This window comes from Salinispora sp. H7-4 (genome assembly GCF_013416675.1).
GTDB classification, from domain to species: Bacteria; Actinomycetota; Actinomycetes; order Mycobacteriales; family Micromonosporaceae; genus Micromonospora; species Micromonospora vitiensis.
Map to the genome: position 1 here is coordinate 1 of NZ_JABZED010000072.1, position 19,368 is coordinate 19,368.

Below are 19,368 nucleotides of genomic sequence, written 5' to 3' on the forward strand. Positions count from 1 at the left end.
TCGGGCCGACGGGCGCGGCGTTGACCACGTTGCCCATCATCACGAATGCGGTGGTGGCGGCTACCACAGCGGTCGCGGTGGCGCGGGTGGTCATCACCTTTGCGCTTCTGTTCATGATTTCCCATCACATTGACGACTCTTTGCCCTCCTAGGTGATGATAGGTACGGAATGGGCTATTCATGCGTCTTGACCTGCCCGGGCCTGTCGAGTCGAAACCGCGTAGCACCAGACCGCGGCCAGTGTGCACGACCGCGCCCTCCCGTGGGGCGCGGCGTGCCCCCGACCGCGCCCCGCGGGGCTGCATGCCGGCGCGCGAGTGCGCCGGCTAGGTGCTGACCGGGGCTGATGCCGGCGACGGGAAATGCCGCCGGGCCGAATCAGTCCTCAACATGGCGTGGGCGAGGACAACGTAGGCCACGGTGGGGCCGAGCACAGCGACCGCGCTGCTCAGGCACATCAGCATTGTTTCGGTAGCCGACGCGTCGGTCGCTACCGCCAGGACGACATCGTAGATCGTGGCCAGCGCGGCGGCGACGGCGAACGTAACCACTAACCTCGGCCCTTCGTTAAGGGCTGCCCAAGGAGTGGACCGCAAATGAGGAAGTGCCTTCTGATCAGGGAAAATAGGACTTGCTGAGGGTCCGATGTTCCTGTCACGGAAGGCACTTGCTGGATGAAGGCTACCGCAACACGTCCGAAGATCATGGTGACCGGAGACGGGCGGGGCGTTGTCGGTCACGCTGGTGCCCGGCTGCTCGCTGATCTGGCCGATGCGACCGGCCTGACCAGCGCGTTCAGCCACGCCCTTGCGGGTCTGCGGCAGCGGCAGCGCGGGCATGATCCGGGCCGGATCGCCGTCGATCTTGCCGTGATGCTGGCCGACGGTGGTGAGGCCATCGCTGACCTGGCAGTACTACGAGACCAGCGGGCCCTGTTCGGGCCGGTGGCCTCCGACCCGACCGCGTGGCGGCTGTTGTCACAGCTCGACGACACGGTGCTGGCCGATCTGCGGTCTGCACGGGCACACGCCCGGGAGATCGCCTGGGCCCAGCACGCCGAGGTTCGCGGTGACCTGCCGCAGCCGATGGTGGCCGGCCAGCCGGTCGACGGCCTGGTCCTGGACATTGACGCGACCATCGTGATCTGCCATTCCGACAAGGAGTCGGCGACGCGTACCTGGAAGAAGACGTTCGGCTACCACCCGCTGCTGTGCTTCCTGGACAACACCGGCGAAGCCCTCGCCGGCCTGCTGCGCGAAGGCCGGGCCGGATCCAACACCACCACCGACCACATCACCGTGCTCGACCAGGCCCTCGCCCAGATCCCCGACGCGCACCGGCACGGCACCCCGATCCTGCTGCGCGCCGATTCGGCTGGTTCTAGTCACGGCTTCCTCGCTCACATCCGCGGCCTGCGCGAGCAGCACCTGGACATCCGGTTCTCCGTCGGCGCCGCTATCACCGAAGGTGTGCGGGCGGCGATCCGGGCTGCCACCGGCTGGGCTCCCGCCGTCGACACCGATGGTGGCCTACGTGAACATGCCGAGGTCTGCGAGATCACGGGCCTGGTCGACGCCACCGGCTGGCCGGAGGGCACCCGGTTCCTGGTCCGCCGGGAACGCCCGCACCCCGGCGCCCAGCTGTCGCTGTTCGACACCATCGAGGGCTGGCGGCATCAGGTCGTCGCCACCGACACCCCACCCGGCGGCGGCAGCGTCCAGTTCCTGGAGGCCCGGCACCGGGCTCACGCCCGCGTTGAAGACCGCATCCGCACCGGCAAGAACACCGGTTTCGGCCGGTTCCCGTCCCGACGCTTCGCCATCAACCAGGCCTGGCTCCAGTTGGCACTGACCGGCATCGACCTGCTCACCTGGACTCAGAACCTGCTCCTGAACGGCGAACTGGCCACCGCCGAGCCCAAGAAGCTGCGTTACCGGCTGCTACACATCGCAGCCCGGACCACCCGCACCGCCCGGCGGACCCGCCTCGCCATCGCCGCCAACTGGCCCTGGGCCGACGCCCTGGCCAGCGCATTCAACAAGCTCGCTGCGCTACCCCGGCCCGCCGGCTGACTTCGAGGCTCACGCTCCAACCAGCAACACGGAGGAACCCGGCCCAGCGCCGGGCCCTCAGCATGCCAACAAAGCGGCAAAAACAGCGCGAATCAACTTCATCGATAAACAGCTATGAACCCATGCTCAAATGAAAGACCGAGGCTAGCACGCACTGGGCGCGCACGTGAGCAACGCCGGGCGGGGCGATATCTACCGCCGCAGCGGCGTACCGCACCGCTTCCTCGTACCGGCCAGTCCAGTACGCGATCGTGGCCTGCATCCCCCGGGCGTAGGCACGAACTCCTTGGTGTCCGATGATCTCTCCGTAGGTGTCGGCGGCCCGGGCGTACTGCATCGCCGGCGACCACAAACCCAGGTCAGCAGCCGCGCTGGCCAGCAAGGCCGCCGCCTGCGCGGTGATCAGATACAACTCGTGCTGCTGGCCGGGCCGTCGGGTTCGCTCCAGTGCCTCGACGGCGAGCCCACGCACCCGCAGCGCCTCGTTGATCGTGGCGGCGGGTGTCAGCTGCCCGAAACCCCGTGCGATCCCGATCGCGTCATCGCGTAGCTGCTCAATCGTCAGGTCCGACACGGCCCTAGCCCCTGCGTCCATCGCGTGCTTGCTGGTCTCCCGCGCGACGATCATGATCGCCTGCCGCACTCCAACGTACGCTGCACCCGGATCCTGCACCAATACTGAGTCACCAGTGGAAGCACCTGTGGTCGGCAACAGCCTGTCGGGATCGGGAAGCCGGCTGGGGGAACTGGCCTCGGTGATCGTCTGGTGATCGAGGACTGTGCCCCAGCGGGCGTGGCGTGCCGCGTCGGCCTTTTCCTCCCGATGCCTGATCTCGAACGACCGGTACTCGTCGTAGCCGGCGATCAGCTCGCCGCCGGCCTGGAGAAGTGACTCGCACTGCACCCAGAAGACCCGGTCGACCACCTGCTCGCCGCGTTCGACCCCGGCCACCGTGCTTCGAGTGCTGTGCACCAGCCGCGCCACGTCATCCTGAATCAGGCCACGCGTCTTGCGCCACGCGGCGAGCCGCCGTCCAAGCGCCCGCTTCACGTCCTTGAGTTGCTGCGGGTCCAAGGGGGAGGACCTCCATCGCGATCGGAGGAAGACGGTCACCGCTTTCTATATTTCCCTAACGGCACGTTGGCATTAACGGATGTCAGCGACAGGGGCATACCGGCGCCCGCAAGCCGGAGAGATTGACGAAGACGTACCGCCAGCGCCGCGACACCCGACCAAGGAGCCCGGCCAGCCTCGCCGTCTCGTTTCTGGGCTCGTAGGGCTAGAGGGGGAACCATGATCAAAACCCACTGGGACAGGGCGGGCTGCCACCGGGACGGAGCGGGACGGAGGGGATGCGCGTCGCACGAGCACCCACGGAGCACCCAACCGTCCACTAGGGACGAGACAGCAAAGGCGCCTGACCCCTGTTCTTGCAGGTCAAGCGCCTTACGATCTTGCGCGCCCGAAGGGATTCGAACCCCTAACCTTCTGATCCGTAGTCAGATGCTCTATCCGTTGAGCTACGGGCGCTGGTGCTTGGTCAGCCTACACGACCGACTTTCGCGCGGAGACTCCGGGATTCGAACCCGGGAGGGGCTTTAAAACCCCAACCGCATTAGCAGTGCGGCGCCATAGACCAGACTAGGCGAAGTCTCCCTGGCGGCCTCGCAGGCCACCGGGGGTTGAGAATACAGGGCCCCGGTCGCCGGGAGCAAAGCGACTACCCGCGGGCCGACCGGAGGTCGGTGTCGCCGCGGACCTCAGAGCCAGTCGAACCACTCCTTCGGCAGCGCCGCGTAGCCGACAAAGGCCACGATGTCCAGGAGCGTGTGCGCCACCACCAGTGGCATCACCCGCCGGGTGCGGAGGAAGTACAGGCTGAAGATGACGCCCATGACCGCGTTGCCGACGAACGCGCCGAACCCCTGGTAGAGGTGGTAGGAGCCGCGGAGTAGCGCGCTGGTGGCGACGACCGCACCGAGTCGCCACTGGAGCTGCCGCAGTCGGGTGACGAGGTAGCCGACCACGATCACTTCTTCCAGTACGGCGTTCTGCACGGCGGCGAAGATCAACACTGGTGCTGCCCACCAGACGTCCGGCAGCGCGGCGGGCACCAGCGTCGCGTTGAGCCCGAGTTGCGCCGCCGCCCAGAACAGGGCCAGTCCGGGCAGGCCGATCAGCGCGGCCAGGCCGGCGCCGCGGACGAGGTCCTGGCCGGGCCGGCGGGCGTCCAGGCCGAGCGTCCGGGCCGGATCGCCGGGGTTGCGCGCCAGCAGGTGTACGGCGAGCAGCACCGGCAGCAGGGCGAAACTGATCCCGAGCAGCTGGTACGTGAGATCAAGGTAGGGCCGCTCGGACCGGGAGGTGTTCAGGGCGGCGGTCTGCGCCGACAGCGGTCCCTCGGCGGTGAGTTTGGCGACGATCGAGGTCAGGGCGTAGACGGCCGACTGACCGAGCGACAAGCCGAGGACCAGCCACGTTTCGGTGCTCAGCGTCCGGCGAGTCACCGGTCGGTCTAGATCGAGGGTCACCGCACCACTGTGCCTGACCCGACTCCTGATCGTGGCACCGAGCAGACCTCATGAACCGGTCGCACATTCTGTGCGACCGGTTGGCATGCTCCGTGGCCATTCTTGGGTTGCCCGATCCCCGTACGGAGAAGGAGCGCGCTCCAGTGGACGACGTCGCGCGGCTACTCAAGGAGAGTTGGACCCTGGTTGAGGAGCACCGGGACCGGCTGAGCGAGCACTTCTACGCCCGGCTGTTCCTGCTCGACCCCGAGCTGCGTTCGCTCTTTCCGGCGCAGATGGCGGGCCAGGGTGATCGGCTGTTGGAGGCGATCATCACCGCCGCCCACACGGTGGACGACCCGGAGGGCTTCGACGAGTTCCTCCGCTCGCTGGGTCGGGACCACCGGAAGTACCACGTCGAGGCGACGAACTACGAGACCATGGGCGTTGCCCTGCTGGACGCCCTGCGCAGCACCGCCGGTGACGGCTGGAATCTGACCTTCGACCAGGCCTGGCGGGACGCGTACGCGGCCATCTCGGGCAAGATGCTCGCGGGGGCGGCGGCGGACGACAACCCGCCGTTCTGGCATGCGGAGGTGTTGACCCACGTTCGGTATGGGCCGGACACGGCGGTGTTGACGGTCCGCGCCCTCCAGCATCCGCTGCGGTGGCGGGCCGGTCAGTACGTCAGTATCGAGGCGCCCCGCTACCACCCGCGGGTGTGGCGGACCTATTCGGTGGCGAATGCGCCGAACGACGACAACGTGCTGGAGTTCCACGTTCGGACGCCGCCGGGTGCGGGATGGTTGTCCGGCGCGTTGGTTCGTCGGGTGAAGCCGGGTGACCTGCTGCGGTTGGCGGCGCCGATGGGGTCGATGACCCTGGATCGGGGATCGGACCGGGACGTCCTCTGTGTCGCCGGCGGCGTGGGCCTGGCTCCGGTTAAGGCGCTGGTCGAGGAGTTGGCGGGCTATAACCGGACCCGCTGGGTGCACGTCTTCTACGGCGCCCGTACGCCGCTTGATCTCTATGGCCTGGCCGGGCTTCAGGAGCTGGTCTCCCGGCATCCGTGGCTGTCGGTGACACCGGCGTGTAGCGCGGATGCGGGCTTCGCAGGTGAGCTGGGCGACATCTCTGAGGTGGTCGGCCGGTACGGTCCGTGGACGGCGCATGACTGCTACGTCTCCGGGTCGGCGTCGATGGTCCGGGCCACGCTGCGGGTGCTCTCCGGCGATGAGGTGCCGCCGGAGCGCACCCGGTACGACACCTTCGGTGAGTTGTAACGGACATTACCCATCGGGCGGACCGGCACCGCCCACGACGGCCACGTCCGCCCGGCCCTCCTTCCCCCGGGCGGACGTGGCCGTCCGATGCTGTCAGTAGCGCCAGGGCTGGCCGGTGTGCCGGTACTCCTCGACCGGTACCAGGGGCACGCCGGGCGCCATCCGGTCGACGTAGAGGCGTCCCTCAAGGTGGTCGATCTCGTGTGCCACGAGGCGCGCCATGGCGTACTCGTAGGAGGTGATGACCCGACTGCCGTCGAGGTGGGTGTGCTCGACGTCGATTCGCAGCGGGCGGGGCACGAGACCGCGCTGGTCAAAGAAGGAGAGGCACCCCTCGTACTGTTCGTCGGTGTCGGGTGCGGTGTCGACCACCCGCGGGTTGAGCAGGACGACGGGTTCGCCGCCGCGGTCCGGGGGGCGGACGACGGCGGCGGCGCGGCCGATGCCGATCTGCGGAGCGGCGACGCCGACCCCCTTGCTGAACGGGTGTAGCTCGTCCAGGCGGAGCAGGGCTGCGGTGAGCCGTTCCACGGTCTCCTGGGCTGCCCCTACTTCGCGGGGTAGGTCGAACGGCTGGGTGGGCTGGCGGAGTAGATCGGCATCGTGTTGGAGGATGCCGAGGCTGCGCATCCGGTCGCTTGGTCGCAGCCAGCCGGGCTCTGTCGGCTCCCCTTCGGGTCGGGACCGGAATCGCCACTGCATCCGGTAGCGGCCGTTCAGCGGCGGCTCGTCTGCCGCCCAGGCGAAGATCGTTCGATCGCCCTCCTCCCGGCGGGCCACCGGGGTGCGGAGCGGGCCTTCCGCCGCGGAGAGCGAGGTCTGGGCACCCCAGACCTGTGGGTCGAGGACGGTGGGCAGGTCGAGCCGGACGGCGAGGTGCCGGGTGGGTACCCGGACGGCCCGCTGGAACCAGGGGCCCCACTTGTCCGCCCCGACGTGGTAGGCGTACTCGATGGTGGCGCGGTCGCCCGGGTAGAGCGGGAAGCGCCGGTCGGCGTTCTCGAAGAGCAGCCAGATCTCCTTGAAGGCGTCCCGGTCGTGCTTGGTTCGCCAGTGCATCGCCTCGCGCTCCGGCCCGTCCAGCCGGTACGCGCGAAGCTGCAATTCGGCGAAGGTGAGCGGGTGCGTCCGGTGGTGCCGGTTGGAGCGGCCGGGGTCGCTCGGGTAGCGGTCAACGGCGACGCGGACGAGGTAGCGGGTGATCGGCTCGGTCCCGGCGTTGTGCAGCTCCCGGCGGATCACGCAGTGGTACGTCTCATCCCGGTAGGTGAGGCTGGCGTGTTCCCGTTCGACGATCAATCCGGTGCCGGGGGGCAGCCACTGCCCGGGGGCGGGTGGCTCGCGGTGCGCCGTCCGGTCGCTACGGGTGTGTCGGAGTTCGTCGTATTCGCAGAAGCGTTGCCAGATCGCTCCGCTGGCCTCCAGCACGGCCTCTGCCCGCCGGGCGAAGTCTTCGGTGGGCCGGTGCCGGCGTCCCTCCACGTGGCTCACATACGACGGGTCGAACCCCATCAGCGTCGCCAACTGCTTCTTGGTCAGCCCTCGCTCGGTCCGGTGGCGGGCGAGTTCGACGGCAAAGGCGTCGGCCGCCCGATCGAGCGGTGATGTCGTCATCAGCTTCCTTGGGGCCGGGACTATCAGTTTCACGTTCTGTCATTGGTCGGATATAGAAGTGCCACCTTGTCGACATGAGGCTTGACTCACCAGCGATGAGGGTCGATAGTGCGGCGGTTGTTTCCCCGGGCTGGCGGGCGGGTAGTACGCCGAAGCGCGGGATGAGCGGGTCGTACGCCGAGGCGCGCGATGAGCCGGAGTCGCTGAGGCGCGCGATGAGCCGGAGTCGACGGGCGTGGGATGGGCCGGAGTTGTCGAGCCCCACAAAAGTTAGGCTAGCCTTGGCTTATCGGAGCGGTGGACGACGGGAGGGGCGTCGGGTGACAACAGCTATGCCCGGCACGGCAGCTGCCGCGCCGTTGGCGCCGGTCACCATGGCGCTGCGCCAGCTCTTCGGCACCGACGACGTGCCCGGGCTGGCCCGCGGCCTGTTGGTCACCGATGACGCTGGTTGGTCACCCGTCACCAGCTTGGTCGACGGGACGCGGCTGCCCGAGCTCCTGGCCGCGGCCGCTGACCAGTGGGGTGGCACCCGGCACGCCAGTGCGGCGCTGGCCTGGAAGGCATACAGCTACTGGGCGGCTCTGCCGGCGGTACTGGGTTGGGCCTCGGTCCGGCGGGTTCCCCTGCTTGTTCCCGCCGATGTGCTGATCCACTTCGCGGATCCGCGGTCGCTGCTCACCCTGGGTCTGCGCCGGTCCACCGCGGTGGCGGTCCTGCCCGGCGACCCGTTGGCGCTGTCCGGCCGGCCCGAGGTGCGGGTGGTGGCCGGCGACGTGGAGTTGCTCGCGGCACTCCGGGCGACGTTGCTCGACGCTCACCTCGCCCCGGTGATCGCGGCAATCCAGGCGGAGGTGCGGATCGGCACCCGAACGTTGTTGGGCTCGGTGGCCGCCGGGGTCGCCCACGCCATCCTGAGTGCCGCCGACGGCCTGCCGGGTTCCTCCGTCGCCACGATCGACACGTTGCTCCAGACGCTCGACCTGCGGGACCTGGTCGACTTGGTGCCGGGTCCGAACGGCGAACCGACGGTGCAGCGGTACACCTGCTGCCTCGCGTTCACCCTGCCTCGCCCGAAGACGTGCGCGGGTTGCTGCCTCCGCCGATCCTGATCGGGCTGGTTTCGGTCAGGAGGTGACGTTTCGCACGTCCCAGAGCCAGACGCCCCCGGTGTAGGTCGGCGCTGTCCCGAGCAGTTCGGTCATGCCGTTGCGTAGCGCGTCGGCGTGCTCGTGCGGACCGAGGATGACTGCGCCGGCCCGCCAGTACCGCAGGTCCTCCTCGGCGGCCGTCCGCTGCTGCTGGCTGATCGATGGCACTGCGCCGGTGCGCCGGATCTCCTCGAAGAGTTCGCTGGTCAGGCGGGCCGGCGCGGTGAACAGGGCGACCCGGTGCCGACCGGGGCGGGTGTCCGGGCCGAGGAAGTATCCGCGGGCGATCGGCATGTCCAGTCCCGTTTCGGCGGACCACCGCAGCGGGTCGGCGTAGTGGGTGCTCGGTAGCGGCAGGGTGACGATGCTGCGTCCATCGGTCACGTAGGGCCGCCACGCGCCGGAGGTGACGAAGGCGGGGGTGGGCTCCAGCCGGACCGCTGGCAGTGGGGTCGGCAGGAGCGGCACGAGCGCCATCGCCAGTACGGTGACGGTGGCGAAGCGGATCTGCGGCCGGGCGGCGGGATTTCGGTTGGCGAGGCTCTGGGCGCGCTGCGCCCCGTAGGCGAGCAGGAGCCCGAACAGCGGGGTGATGGCCAGCGCCCATCGGGTGGGTACCACCGAGTGCAGGATGGGCAGGTTCTCCAGCACGGCCCAGGGGGCCGGGATGCCGGTGAGCTCGCCGTTGAACACGATCTCCCGGCCGAGTGAGAGCACCGCAAAGAGCACCGCGAGCAGGGCCAGGGCCCGGACGACGACATTGCGGCGCAGCCACCAGACGAGTGCGGCGCCGAGCACCAACAGGGGCCAGCCAAAGAAGGCGTTCTCCTCGGTGGGGTTCTGCGTCAGCCCGCGCGCGCCTGGTTCGTCGCCGGCCAGCGACTCCCGGGAGTACGCCACGTACGAGGCGAGGTCGGTGGAGTAGCCGCGGATGAGGGGGGAGAGTCCCCGGTAGGCGCCGGGGCCGAAGAACTGCACGTAGAGCGGGTACGCCAGCAGGAGGAGCGCGACCGCTGCGGCGACGCCCAGCCCGGCGAGGAATGGGCGTGCCCGTTGGCGCAGGTCGGGCCGGCGGAGGGCGAGCGCGGCCACGACCACGCCGAGGCCGATCGCGGTCATCAGCAGGATTTCCAGGTTGAGGAAGGCCTGCCAGACGATAACCAGGGCGAGCAGGATGCCGTTGCGGAGCCAGCGGCCCGGCTCGCTGAGGCGCAGGGTGCGCCAGATGATCAGTGGTACGACGAACTGGGAGACGATGTTGGGGTGGGCGTTGGCGTGCGAGACCATCGCGGGCGCGAACCCGCAGAACGTGGCGCCGAGCCAGGCCGGGCCGGGGGAGCGGACCACCACCCGGGAGAGCAGGAAATACCACGATGTTGCGGTGGCTGCCATACCCAGGGTTAGGAAGAGCAGGAAGGACATCCGGGGACCGGCCAGGAGGGTAACCGGCGTCATTGGTATAGACACAGATAGTACCGACGTGTTGGCCATCAAATTGACGGCCTCCGGCACATTCATTCGCTCCGAGGTGAACGGATAGGCGAAATCGGTCACTACTCGTGAACCGTGCGCCATCATCCACTCGAACTGGGACTGATCGGTGCGGTTGTCCCGGAGCCCGTCTTCGGGGTCCAGCCAGAGCCGGATGGTCACCCAGAACGCGAGCAGGACGAAGCTCAGTACTGCCAACAGGTCGACCCGCCACCGGGTGCGGGGCTGGTCAGGCGGGGAGGCCGGCGCTCCCTCCTCGGAGGCGTCGGCGGCGCGACTCGAATCGGCGGTAGTCATACCAATTCAGAGCGTAGTCAGGCGATGGCCGCGCTGGGCCAGGTTTTGGGTGATTGGTAGCATGTGCCGGCTCCCGGCCGCTGATCATGTACCTAGCCCGATCGCATTTCGGTCACCCCGATGCCCCGATTTGTTCCGCCTTCTATGTGGATGGTTCACTCTGTCGGTCCAGGCGGGGTCAAGTCAGTCCACACCGTGAGGAATCGACGTATGGCAGAAATAACTGGTAATCAGCGTGTCCAGTCCGAGGTGCTGGAAGGCCTTGCGACCGCCGTGAACCACCGCCGTTGGTTCGTTGAGCTGGCCCTGCCGTACCTCGGTGCGAACCCGATCGAGATCGGCAGCGGCCTCGGTGACTACGCGCTGGAGTGGGCCGCGCGGGTACCCCACTTCACCGCCACCGAGGCCGACCCGGAGCGCCTGGTCGCCCTGAAGGAACGGCTCGCCGCCGAGCAGCCGGGCATCGAGGTTCGTGAGATGCTGCTGCCGCACACCGACCGCGGCGATTACAGCGCCGCCGTCTCGTACAACGTCCTGGAGCACATCGAGGACCACGTCGGAGCCCTGCGTGGCATGCGTGACCTGGTCCGGCCGGGCAGCCCGGTGATCATCATCGTGCCGGCGTTCGAGTTCGCGATGAGCCCCGCCGACATCGCCACCGGCCACGTCCGGCGGTACACGACGAAGACCCTGGCCGCGGCGATGACCGAAGCCGGGCTGACCGTGGAAAAGATCCACTACGCGAATGCGCTCGGATTGATCGGCTACTTCATGGCGACCAAGGTCTTCCGGCTGATGCCGAAGGAGGGCCCGATGGTCAAGGTGTACGACACCCTGGTACTCCCGCTGACCAAGGCCGTCGAGCAGCTGGTCCGCCCCCCGTTCGGTCAGTCCGTCTTCGCGGTGGCCCGTACGCCCTCCTGACCCGACGGCCGCCCCGCCTTCCCCGCGATCCGGCGCTGGTCGCCTCCGCCATACCCGCCGACGCCACCAGGCCGGACGCGGATCGCGGAACGCGGGGGACGCTACTGCGTGACCTGGTAGGTCGGCCGGATCACCGCGCGGGCCAGGGTGTGGAAGGCGAGGTTGAAGCCCACGTACGCCGGGGAGGCGTCGGGGGTGACGTCGAGGCGCTCCACGTCCAGCGCGTGTACCGCGAAGAGGTATCGGTGCGGATGATCACCGGGCGGCGGGGCGGCGCCCCCGTAGTCCTGCTGGCTGTAGTCATTGCGAACCGCGAAGGCGCCGCCCAGGGCATCGCCGCTCGCGCCCCGCGGCAGCTCTGTCACCCCCGTCGGCAGGTTGACCAGCACCCAGTGCCAGAAGCCACTGCCGGTCGGCGCGTCCGGGTCGAAGCAGGTCACCACGAACCCCTTGGTCTCGGCGGGGAAGCCCGACCAGGCCAGGTGTGGGGAGAGGTCGTCGCCGCCGACGCTCGGATGAGCGTACGCCGCGTCCATCGGCTCCCCGTTGCGTACGTCGGCACTGGTGAGCGTGAACGATGGCACCGTCGGCAGCAGTTCGTACGGGTCCGGGGCGATCGGTCGTTCCAGGGTCATCGAGCCAGGTCCTTCCGGTGTGCGGATTGTCGCCTGTGCACCTTCATACCTCGTCCAGCCTGGCCGGTGAACCGGAAGTGTCTCCTCGGGGCGCGGGGTCTTGCCGGCTCTGGCTAGGGTGTCGGACCATGAGCGCGATCAAACCGTGGCACCTTACCCTGCTGTTGTGTCTTGCGGCATCGCTGGCGCTGATCGTCGGCCTCACGTGGTCGGTGGTGAGCCGGAGGGGTCGTCGCTGACCGCGCTTTCCCATTAGCTGACTGAATTCCCATCAGTCTCGGGCGTATCACGTGGCTATTGGCGATCCAGTCAAGCGCCTTCGGCCGGGGGACCTGACTGATACGGTCAAAACAGACGATCCGGCACGGCGGGACGGAAACGCGCCCAGGGTGGTGCGAGGTGCGTTGATGGCGCTATGACACCTAAATCGACGGGGTGATGTCCGGCATTGACCCGACGATTCCGGATTTGTCGGTGACCGGGCAACCCAATGGTGCCCACAAAATAGCCGAATTCGCGGGCCGGGCGACACTGGGTCGTTCTCCCGGTGTTGAAGGAGAAGGAAATGGAAGCCACTCGACGAAACGTCTTACGGGTCCTGGCGGTGGGTGCGGGAGTTGCCGGCGCCGCCGCCATCTCGCCCTCCGCTCTGGCGACCTATGGTGACCGTGCGCCAAGCGCGACGACAGCGGGGCGAGGTCCACACCCGGACCCGGGAAGGCTGACCGGGCGGCTGGTGTTCCCCGACGACGCCGACTACGACGCCGCGCGACTCGGGTGGAACCGACAGTTCAATCCGTACCCGCTGGTCATCGTCTTCTGCCAGGACTCCCAGGATGTGATCAATGCGATCACCTGGTGCCGTCGACACGATGTGGCTTTCCGTGCTCGCGGTGGTCGGCACGCCCTGGAGGGGTGGTCGGCGGTGGACGGCGGCGTCATCATCGACGTCAGCGACATGCAGGAGATCGAGCTGGACACGCATACGCGCCAGGCGACCGTGCAGACCGGAGCGACCCAGGACCAGGTCGTCGAGGCGTTGGGGGAACAGGGTCTCGCCATTCCCACCGGAGCGGAGGTCGGCGTCGGCGTCGCCGGGGTCACGTTGGGCGGCGGGATTGGTCAGCTCAGTCGGAGTCTCGGGGTGACCAGCGACAGCCTGGCGGGTCTCGATATTGTCATTCCCGACGGCGAGCGGGGCGCCCGGCTCGTCCACGCGGACGAGGCGCAGCACGCCGACCTGTTGTGGGCCTCGCGTGGGGGCGGCGGCGGCAATTTCGGCATCGCGACCAATTACACGTACCACGTCCATCCGGTTTCGGATGTCGTGGTGTATCAGATTACCTGGGATGATTGGGAACACGTCGGGGAGCTGTTCGAGCGCTGGCAGCGAATTGCGCCCTTCGCCGACGACGGATTCGGTTCGGTCTTCAACCCGAAGACCCGAACAGACGGCCACATCTACTGTAACGGTATCTATCGCGGTTCCGAGTACCGGCTGCGCAAGATAATTGGGCCGCTGATCGAGGTGGGAAACCCTCAGGTCATCACGGAGACCACCTCCTACCTGGACGCCTGGAACCAGCTCGCCGGAACGACGGACACACCGCGGAAGACGCACATCCCCTCGTCCTGGGTGTATGACCTCCTCCCGAGGCGGGGGATCGACACGATCGTTCGGCACCTGGCCGAACTTCCCGATCTCGGCGGCGAGATCTGGTGTCTGAACTGGGGCGGTGCCGTGGACCGGGTTCCGACCGATGCCACCGCGTTCTTCCACCGGGGCCCGAGGTACTACATGGAGTGGAGCGGGAACTGGGAGAACGACGAGGAGCAGAAGACGGTCATGGCGTGGACGGAGCAGTTCCGCCAGGCGCTGCTGCCCTACGTCAACGGCTCCTACGTCAACGTCCCGGACAGCAGCATCGGTGACTGGGCCACCGCGTACTACGGCGACAACTACCCCCGGCTGCGTGAGATCAAGACCAGGTACGACCCGCATGAGTTCTTCCAGTACGAGCAGAGCATCCGGCCGCACTGACGAGGTGGAGCCACGAGAGTCGTCCGGATGAGAGGAGATGCCGTACGGGTGGGTAAGGGGGGCGCGTGACCAGTCGCGAGGATGCCGGGAGGTCGCGTTGACGGCCCGCGAGCCCCGTTCCGGGCGGACGTCGGTGGGGGAGGGATCCCGCGGGCGGGCCCGGCGGTGGCTGGTGGCCGCGGTCTGTCAGGTGGTCGTATTCCTCGGGACGGTCACCACCGCGATGCTGGTCATCGCGGTGCCGCAGATCGCCGCGACGATCGGCCTCGGCGAGGACGGCCAGCAGTGGCTGGTCGCCGGCTACGCGCTGGCCTATGCCCTGATGTTGGTGCCCGGTGGCCGGCTCGGTGACGTGTGGCGACGGCGCGCGGTCTTCGTGTCCGGCCTGGTGCTCGCCGGGACGGCGGCCACCTCCGCCGCCCTCGCCCAAACACCGGTCTGGCTGGTGCTCTCCGTGTTGGTGCAGGGCGGCGCGCTCGGGGCGGTCAGCCCGCAGGTTCTCGGGCTGTTCCAGCAGCTGTTCCGCAAGGAGGAGCGGGGCCGTCCGTACGGTTTGCTCGGGGTGGCGTTCGCCGTCGCCCTCGGGTCCGGACCGGTTCTGGGCGGGTTGTTGGTGGACGTCAGTCCGGAGCACGGCTGGCGGCTGATTTTCGTCGCGGACGCCACGGTCGCCTTCCTGGCAGCTGCCCTGGGGTTTCTCGTGATTCCCGCGTTGCGGGTGCCCCCGGAACGGTTCTGGTGGCGACGCACGGACCCGGTGGGCGTCGTCTTGTTCGTCGTCGGAATAGTGGCGCTCTGGATTCCGATGGTGGAGGAGACGGCCCGGACCCCGGTCCTGTGGGTGCTGGTGCCGGTCGGCGTGCTCGTTCTCGCCGGCTTCGGGTTCTGGGAGCGGCGTCCGCACCGGGCGTCACCCCTGGTTGACCTGGGCCTGCTGCGGGTCCGGTCCTATGGCCTGGGTGCGCTCATCGCGGTGTTGTTCGGCGCGTACGACGCGCTGTACTTCGTACTCGCGCTGTACCTGCAGGACGGGGTGGGTCACAGCCCGGTCACCACCGGTCTCGTGATGGTGCCGATCGCCGGGGGCACGGCAGCGGGGGCGGTCGTCGGTGGTCGGCTGGCCTGGCGAGCCGGCCGCCGGGTGGTAGCCCTCGGGCTGCTGACCTCGCTCGTCGGAGTGGTGGCGGTCATGATCGGTGACATCTTCCTGCCGACCTTCGACAACCCGCACTCGGCGGCCCTGCCGCTGCTCCTCGCCGGCCTCGGCGCGGGATTCGTCCTCAGCGGCCTGGGTAGCGGACTGACCAACATCCCCAACCAGGCCGTGACCATGTCAGAGGTGTCCAACACGCGGGCCGGCAGCGCGGCCGGGATGTTGCAGACCGGGCACCGCCTGGGAATCTCCGCCGGGATTGTCGGCGTCAGTTCCGCGCTGTTCGTGACGTTGGACCGGACCGGCGGTGACTGGATGGCGGCTTTCCGGGTCACTTTGTTGATCATCTCGGCGTTCATCCTCGTCGCCCTCCTGATCGCCCTGTTGGACATCTTCACCAAAGGGGAGGAGGCAGCGCGGTGAACAGGTCACCCGGTCTCCCACCGGGTGCCTGTCCCCGCCGGTCGGCCGCTCAGGCTGTGGTCACGTCGGACACCACGACGGTGACGTTGTCCGGCGCGCCGGCCTGGTGGGCGAGCTTGACCAACTGCTCCCCGCAGAGCTCCCGGTCGCCGTACTGGGTCAGGGTGGCGGCGATCGCCTCGTGCTCGACGTAGTCGGAGAGCCCGTCGCTGCACAGCAGCAGCCGGTCGCCGGAGGTAACGGTCAGGGTCCCGATCGTGGGTGGAGCGCCGGCTCCCTGCACCGCCCGGGTCACCAGTGACCGCTGGGGATGGTGCCGGGCCTGTTCGGGGGTGATCGCCCCCTGGTCAACCAGCGCCTGTACGAACGTGTCGTCCCGGGTGATCAGACTCAGTTCCCCGTCGCGCGACAGGTAGCAGCGGGAGTCGCCGACCTGGGCCAGCACCAGCGTGTCCTCGGCGAGCAGCGTGGCGGTCAGCGTCGTCCCCATGCCCTCCCGGGCCGGATCCGCGGCGATCGCGGCGTGGATGCGCTGGTTGGCGGCGTTGACCACGGCACGGAGCGCGTCGGCAGCCGCAGTGGGGGTGGTTGGCGGAGTCAGTTCGTCCAGGATCCGGATAGCGATCTCGCTCGCCACCTCCCCGGCGGGCAGGCCGCCCATGCCGTCCGCGACTGCGAGGAGGCGCTCACCGGCCAGGGCGGAGTCCTCGTTGTTGTTCCGGACAAGGCCGATGTCGTTGCGGATGGCCGAACGGAGGATCAACGTCATGGGACCAAGCTTGCCAAGAACACCCTGCGTTCGTCTCTACGCGGGTGTGCGGGGTTGGGAAAGTCTCGGTCGGCGGGGTCACTCCTCGGCGGGCAACTCCGCCAGCGGGACGTCCAGGCGGACCGCGTCGGTGACCGCGGCGATCTGGTCGGCGGGCACGTAGACCGCCCCGGTACGGACCCGGTCGGTGGAGACCTTCAGGTAGCCCGAGTGGCGCAACCGAGCCGCCAGGTCGGCCGGGACGTCCGGCTCCTCCACCGCGGTGGCCTCGATCAGCTCGTTCAGGCTGCTGCCCGGATCGGTGGCCGGTGCCTGCACGGTCACCGCGTTCGGGTCGTCTCGCTGGACCAGGTCCACGGTGCCGATCTCGCTACCGGCGACGTCCACCACCCGCATCCCGGTGGTGACCCGGGAGAGGACACGTTGCTCGTTCATGCTGGCGCCGTTCCCGGCCGTTCTGTGCGTTAAACACCGCCCCAGCCGCCCGGAGGGCGGGGGGAGAGCTCACGCCATGTGTCGGTACCGCGGAGTAGCGCCCGGACCGTCTCTTCGGCCTCCTCGATGCTGCCGTACTCGTAGAACCGGGAGACCCCCTCCGAGCCGCCGGCGCGCTGTTCGACGTGCCATCGGTCGGCGTTGACGCGGAGGAAGACGTCGCGTCGGGCCAGGCGCCCCCATTTCCCGTTCCACCAGTGCTTTCGTTGCTCCATGACCAGGATTTTATCGAACAGGTGTACGACTAATGTCGGTGCCCGTGGGATTTCCATGGGTGTCGGTGTGCTTCGGGGGTGTCCGGGGTTGGCGGCGGTGCTGCCAGGTAGGCGCCGGCTTCGATGGCCGCCCGCTCCGGATCGCCGGCGCGGATGGCGTCTACCAGCCGGGAGTGGTCCACGTAACGATCGGGTGTCAGGGTCTCGCCCAGCGTCGCGGCGACCGTGCTGCGCATCGCGATGCCGATGGAGGCGTGCAACTCGGCGAGGATGTCGTTGTGTGCCGCCGCGACAACAATGGTGTGCAGCAGGGCGTCGGCCGCCACGAACTCGTCGACCCGTCCGCTGCGCCACGCGGACTCCCGGGCGGCGAGCGCGCCGGCGAGCGCCGTCAGATCCGCGGTGGTGCGCCGTAGCGCGGCGAGTCGGGCGGCCTCCACCTCGAGGGCGCGCCGAACCTCGACGACCTCGGTCATCCGGTCGTCGGTGAGTCGGCGGGCCACCACCGGCGCCAGTTCATCAACCGACACCACGTAGGTGCCGGAGCCCTGCCGGATCTCCAGCACTCCCGCGTGTGCCAGGGCGCGGACCGCCTCGCGAACGGTGTTGCGCCCCACACCGAGGGCCGCGACGAGTTGCGGCTCGGTCGGGATTCGGCTGCCCACCGGCCACTCACCGCCGAGGATCCGGTCACGGAGCTGGGCGATTGTCTCCTGGACCCGTTGGCCCCGCGGTGGGACGGCGGTGGCTTCGACCTCGGGTGGCACTGGTTACATCTCCTGCCGAAAATTCATCCCATGATTGTAGGTTCGGGGGCATGACCCCGCCACCGTCCGCAGCGTCCACCAGGATGAGGCCGCGCCCGCCCCGCGAGAGCAACTTTCCGGAGGTGCCCGGCCACCCTGGCCCGCCGGGCGTGGCCACGGCGAGGGCAGGCGTTCCGGGCGACGTGGCCACGAAGAGCGTGTCGGGCGACGTGACCACCGAGGGGCTGGGCGCTCCAGACGGCGCGGCCACGCAGAGCGGGTCGGACGGCACGGCCGCGGCTCTGGTCGGAGAGCGCCAGGTGGCGCGCCGAGCCGCGCTCGTGCTCGTCGGGATAATTCTGGTCGGTGCGAACCTGCGGGTCGCGGTGACCAGCCTCGGTGCGCTGCTGGACGAGGTCCGTACCGGGCTCGGACTCTCCGGAACCATGGCCGGCGTGGTAACCACGCTGCCGACGATCGCGTTCGCCGGGCTCGGGGCGATCACCCCGTGGCTGGTCCGTCGGGTCGCACCGGCTCGGGTGCTGGTCGTGGCGATGGCGGTGCTCGCCGCTGGCCAGGTGCTCCGGGTGGCCACCGACTCCGCGCTGCTCTTCGTCCTCACCAGCGCGTTGGCGCTGGCCGGGGTCGCGGTGGCGAACATCCTCCTACCCCTGCTGGTCAAGCAGTACTTCCCGCACCGCACCGGGCTGGCCACCGGGGCGTACACGACGGCCATGACCGCGGGTATGACGGTGTCCGCCGCCGCGGCGGTGCCGACCGCGCAGGCCTTCGGCTCCTGGCGGATCGGGCTCGGAATCTGGGCCGGGCTGGCCGCGCTGGCCGTACTCCCATGGGTGCCGTTGGCCCGCCGGGCCCGCTCCATTGCGCGGCGATCGGCGCCGACCGATACCGCCACCGGCGTTCGGGTACGCCCGGCGCGCACCCGGCTCGGCTGGGCCATGGCCGTGTACTTCGGCACCCAGTCCCTCAGCGGGTACGCGATCATGGGCTGGCTGGCGCAGCTGTACCGGGACGCCGGGTTCCGCCCGGCGACGGCGGGCCTGCTGCTCGCCGGGGTCACCGCGCTGGGCGTGCCGGTCGCACTCCTGATGCCGACGCTGGCCGGTCGGCTGCGGACGCTCCGACCGCTGGTGCTGTCGTTGGCCGCTGCGTCAACGCTGGCCTACCTGGGGCTGGCCCTGGCGCCGTACCGCGGCGCGCTGCTCTGGATGGCCCTGCTGGCCATCGGGCAGGGTGCCTTCCCGCTGGTCCTCGCGACCATCGGGCTGCGGGCGCGTACGGCGGAGGGAACGGTGGCGCTGTCGGCGTTCGCGCAGAGCACCGGCTACCTTATCGCGGCGCTGGGGCCGCTGCTCGTCGGCGTCCTCTACGGGGCCACCGGTGGCTGGGTTGTGCCGGTCGGATTTTTGATCTTGGCGCTGGCGGTGCAGACCAGCGCCGGCCTGGTCATCGCCCGTCCGCGCTACATCGAGGACGAGGGGTAGCGCCCCGGGGCCGATGGCGCAGGCGTCACGGTGGCGGCGCGGG

Annotated in this window: 17 protein-coding genes and 2 tRNA genes; 7 read left to right on the forward strand and 12 right to left on the reverse strand. The window is 69.0% G+C overall.

The features are described from left to right. Positions 1-326: 326 nt before the first annotated feature. Positions 327-551 (reverse strand): hypothetical protein, encoded by a 225-nt coding sequence (locus tag H0524_RS23770; protein WP_255436208.1) that lies wholly within the window; start codon positions 549-551, stop codon positions 327-329. Between the two features lie 123 nt (positions 552-674). On the opposite strand from H0524_RS23770, the gene H0524_RS23775 reads away from it, so the two are divergent. Continuing rightward, a complete protein-coding gene (locus H0524_RS23775; RefSeq protein ID WP_180200647.1) occupies positions 675-2,072 on the forward strand; it encodes an IS1380 family transposase in 1,398 nt (465 codons plus the stop codon). A 112-nt stretch (positions 2,073-2,184) separates the two neighbouring features. Here H0524_RS23775 and H0524_RS23780 read toward each other — a convergent pair whose 3' ends face one another. The 4 genes from H0524_RS23780 to H0524_RS23795 all read right to left on the reverse strand — a co-directional run bounded on the left by H0524_RS23780 (position 2,185) and on the right by H0524_RS23795 (position 4,604). Beyond that, entirely contained in the window at positions 2,185-3,147 is a 963-nt protein-coding gene (locus tag H0524_RS23780) for a helix-turn-helix domain-containing protein (RefSeq protein ID WP_180200648.1), read from the reverse strand. Between the two features lie 383 nt (positions 3,148-3,530). Continuing rightward, a tRNA-Arg gene (locus tag H0524_RS23785) sits at positions 3,531-3,603 on the reverse strand. Positions 3,604-3,638: 35 nt separating this feature from the next. Further along, a tRNA-Ser gene (locus tag H0524_RS23790) sits at positions 3,639-3,729 on the reverse strand. A 104-nt stretch (positions 3,730-3,833) separates the two neighbouring features. Further along, complete coding sequence (locus tag H0524_RS23795; RefSeq protein WP_180200649.1) at positions 3,834-4,604, reverse strand: CPBP family intramembrane glutamic endopeptidase; 771 nt, start codon at positions 4,602-4,604, stop codon at positions 3,834-3,836. 143 nt (positions 4,605-4,747) lie between these two features. On the opposite strand from H0524_RS23795, the gene H0524_RS23800 reads away from it, so the two are divergent. Then, positions 4,748-5,866, forward strand: coding sequence for a globin domain-containing protein (locus H0524_RS23800; protein ID WP_180200650.1), 1,119 nt, complete (start codon positions 4,748-4,750; stop codon positions 5,864-5,866). Between the two features lie 93 nt (positions 5,867-5,959). On the opposite strand, the gene H0524_RS23805 is transcribed toward H0524_RS23800, so the two are convergent. Beyond that, positions 5,960-7,480, reverse strand: coding sequence for a peptide deformylase (locus H0524_RS23805; RefSeq protein WP_180200651.1), 1,521 nt, complete (start codon positions 7,478-7,480; stop codon positions 5,960-5,962). A gap of 332 nt (positions 7,481-7,812) precedes the next feature. Here H0524_RS23805 and H0524_RS23810 point away from each other — a divergent pair, with 332 nt between their 5' ends. Next, positions 7,813-8,592, forward strand: a complete 780-nt coding sequence (locus tag H0524_RS23810; RefSeq protein WP_180200665.1) for a hypothetical protein — start codon at positions 7,813-7,815, stop codon at positions 8,590-8,592. Positions 8,593-8,607: 15 nt separating this feature from the next. On the opposite strand, the gene H0524_RS23815 is transcribed toward H0524_RS23810, so the two are convergent. Then, positions 8,608-10,419: a hypothetical protein gene (locus H0524_RS23815; protein WP_180200652.1), complete on the reverse strand. Its 1,812-nt coding sequence runs from the start codon at positions 10,417-10,419 to the stop codon at positions 8,608-8,610. A 210-nt stretch (positions 10,420-10,629) separates the two neighbouring features. Between H0524_RS23815 and H0524_RS23820 the strand changes: the two genes are divergently transcribed. Then, on the forward strand, positions 10,630-11,343 hold the full coding sequence (locus H0524_RS23820; RefSeq protein ID WP_180200653.1) for a class I SAM-dependent methyltransferase: 714 nt from the start codon (positions 10,630-10,632) through the stop codon (positions 11,341-11,343). Positions 11,344-11,444: 101 nt separating this feature from the next. Here H0524_RS23820 and H0524_RS23825 read toward each other — a convergent pair whose 3' ends face one another. After that, positions 11,445-11,978, reverse strand: a complete 534-nt coding sequence (locus tag H0524_RS23825; RefSeq protein ID WP_180200654.1) for a YbhB/YbcL family Raf kinase inhibitor-like protein — start codon at positions 11,976-11,978, stop codon at positions 11,445-11,447. A 565-nt stretch (positions 11,979-12,543) separates the two neighbouring features. On the opposite strand from H0524_RS23825, the gene H0524_RS23830 reads away from it, so the two are divergent. Continuing rightward, the gene (locus H0524_RS23830) at positions 12,544-14,019 is read left to right on the forward strand and encodes an FAD-binding oxidoreductase (protein WP_180200655.1); all 1,476 of its coding nucleotides are present in this window, start codon (positions 12,544-12,546) and stop codon (positions 14,017-14,019) included. A gap of 133 nt (positions 14,020-14,152) precedes the next feature. Next, a complete protein-coding gene (locus H0524_RS23835; RefSeq protein ID WP_309225218.1) occupies positions 14,153-15,595 on the forward strand; it encodes an MFS transporter in 1,443 nt (480 codons plus the stop codon). 49 nt (positions 15,596-15,644) lie between these two features. Here the strand turns inward: H0524_RS23835 and H0524_RS23840 are convergent, their stop codons facing one another. From H0524_RS23840 to H0524_RS23855, 4 genes are all read right to left on the reverse strand, one after another. Continuing rightward, positions 15,645-16,364 (reverse strand): PP2C family serine/threonine-protein phosphatase, encoded by a 720-nt coding sequence (locus H0524_RS23840; protein WP_180200656.1) that lies wholly within the window; start codon positions 16,362-16,364, stop codon positions 15,645-15,647. A gap of 78 nt (positions 16,365-16,442) precedes the next feature. Further along, a complete protein-coding gene (locus H0524_RS23845) occupies positions 16,443-16,799 on the reverse strand; it encodes a hypothetical protein (RefSeq protein WP_180200657.1) in 357 nt (118 codons plus the stop codon). A 29-nt stretch (positions 16,800-16,828) separates the two neighbouring features. After that, a complete protein-coding gene (locus tag H0524_RS23850; protein WP_018728584.1) occupies positions 16,829-17,074 on the reverse strand; it encodes a hypothetical protein in 246 nt (81 codons plus the stop codon). 29 nt (positions 17,075-17,103) lie between these two features. Further along, the gene (locus tag H0524_RS23855; RefSeq protein ID WP_180200658.1) at positions 17,104-17,841 is read right to left on the reverse strand and encodes a FadR/GntR family transcriptional regulator; all 738 of its coding nucleotides are present in this window, start codon (positions 17,839-17,841) and stop codon (positions 17,104-17,106) included. A gap of 299 nt (positions 17,842-18,140) precedes the next feature. On the opposite strand from H0524_RS23855, the gene H0524_RS23860 reads away from it, so the two are divergent. Beyond that, positions 18,141-19,325: an MFS transporter gene (locus H0524_RS23860; protein ID WP_309225219.1), complete on the forward strand. Its 1,185-nt coding sequence runs from the start codon at positions 18,141-18,143 to the stop codon at positions 19,323-19,325. Positions 19,326-19,368: the final 43 nt, after the last annotated feature.

What these genes read in the sequence shown, in the direction of transcription:
- H0524_RS23775 (WP_180200647.1), top strand. Translation starts at nt 675, where the DNA reads ATGAAGGCTACCGCAACACGTCCGAAGATCATGGTGACCGGAGACGGG.
- H0524_RS23805 (WP_180200651.1), bottom strand. Translation starts at nt 7,480, where the DNA reads ATGACGACATCACCGCTCGATCGGGCGGCCGACGCCTTTGCCGTCGAA.
- H0524_RS23810 (WP_180200665.1), top strand. Translation starts at nt 7,813, where the DNA reads ATGCCCGGCACGGCAGCTGCCGCGCCGTTGGCGCCGGTCACCATGGCG.
- H0524_RS23815 (WP_180200652.1), bottom strand. Translation starts at nt 10,419, where the DNA reads ATGACTACCGCCGATTCGAGTCGCGCCGCCGACGCCTCCGAGGAGGGA.
- H0524_RS23820 (WP_180200653.1), top strand. Translation starts at nt 10,630, where the DNA reads ATGGCAGAAATAACTGGTAATCAGCGTGTCCAGTCCGAGGTGCTGGAA.
- H0524_RS23825 (WP_180200654.1), bottom strand. Translation starts at nt 11,978, where the DNA reads ATGACCCTGGAACGACCGATCGCCCCGGACCCGTACGAACTGCTGCCG.
- H0524_RS23830 (WP_180200655.1), top strand. Translation starts at nt 12,544, where the DNA reads ATGGAAGCCACTCGACGAAACGTCTTACGGGTCCTGGCGGTGGGTGCG.
- H0524_RS23840 (WP_180200656.1), bottom strand. Translation starts at nt 16,364, where the DNA reads ATGACGTTGATCCTCCGTTCGGCCATCCGCAACGACATCGGCCTTGTC.
- H0524_RS23845 (WP_180200657.1), bottom strand. Translation starts at nt 16,799, where the DNA reads ATGAACGAGCAACGTGTCCTCTCCCGGGTCACCACCGGGATGCGGGTG.
- H0524_RS23850 (WP_018728584.1), bottom strand. Translation starts at nt 17,074, where the DNA reads ATGGAGCAACGAAAGCACTGGTGGAACGGGAAATGGGGGCGCCTGGCC.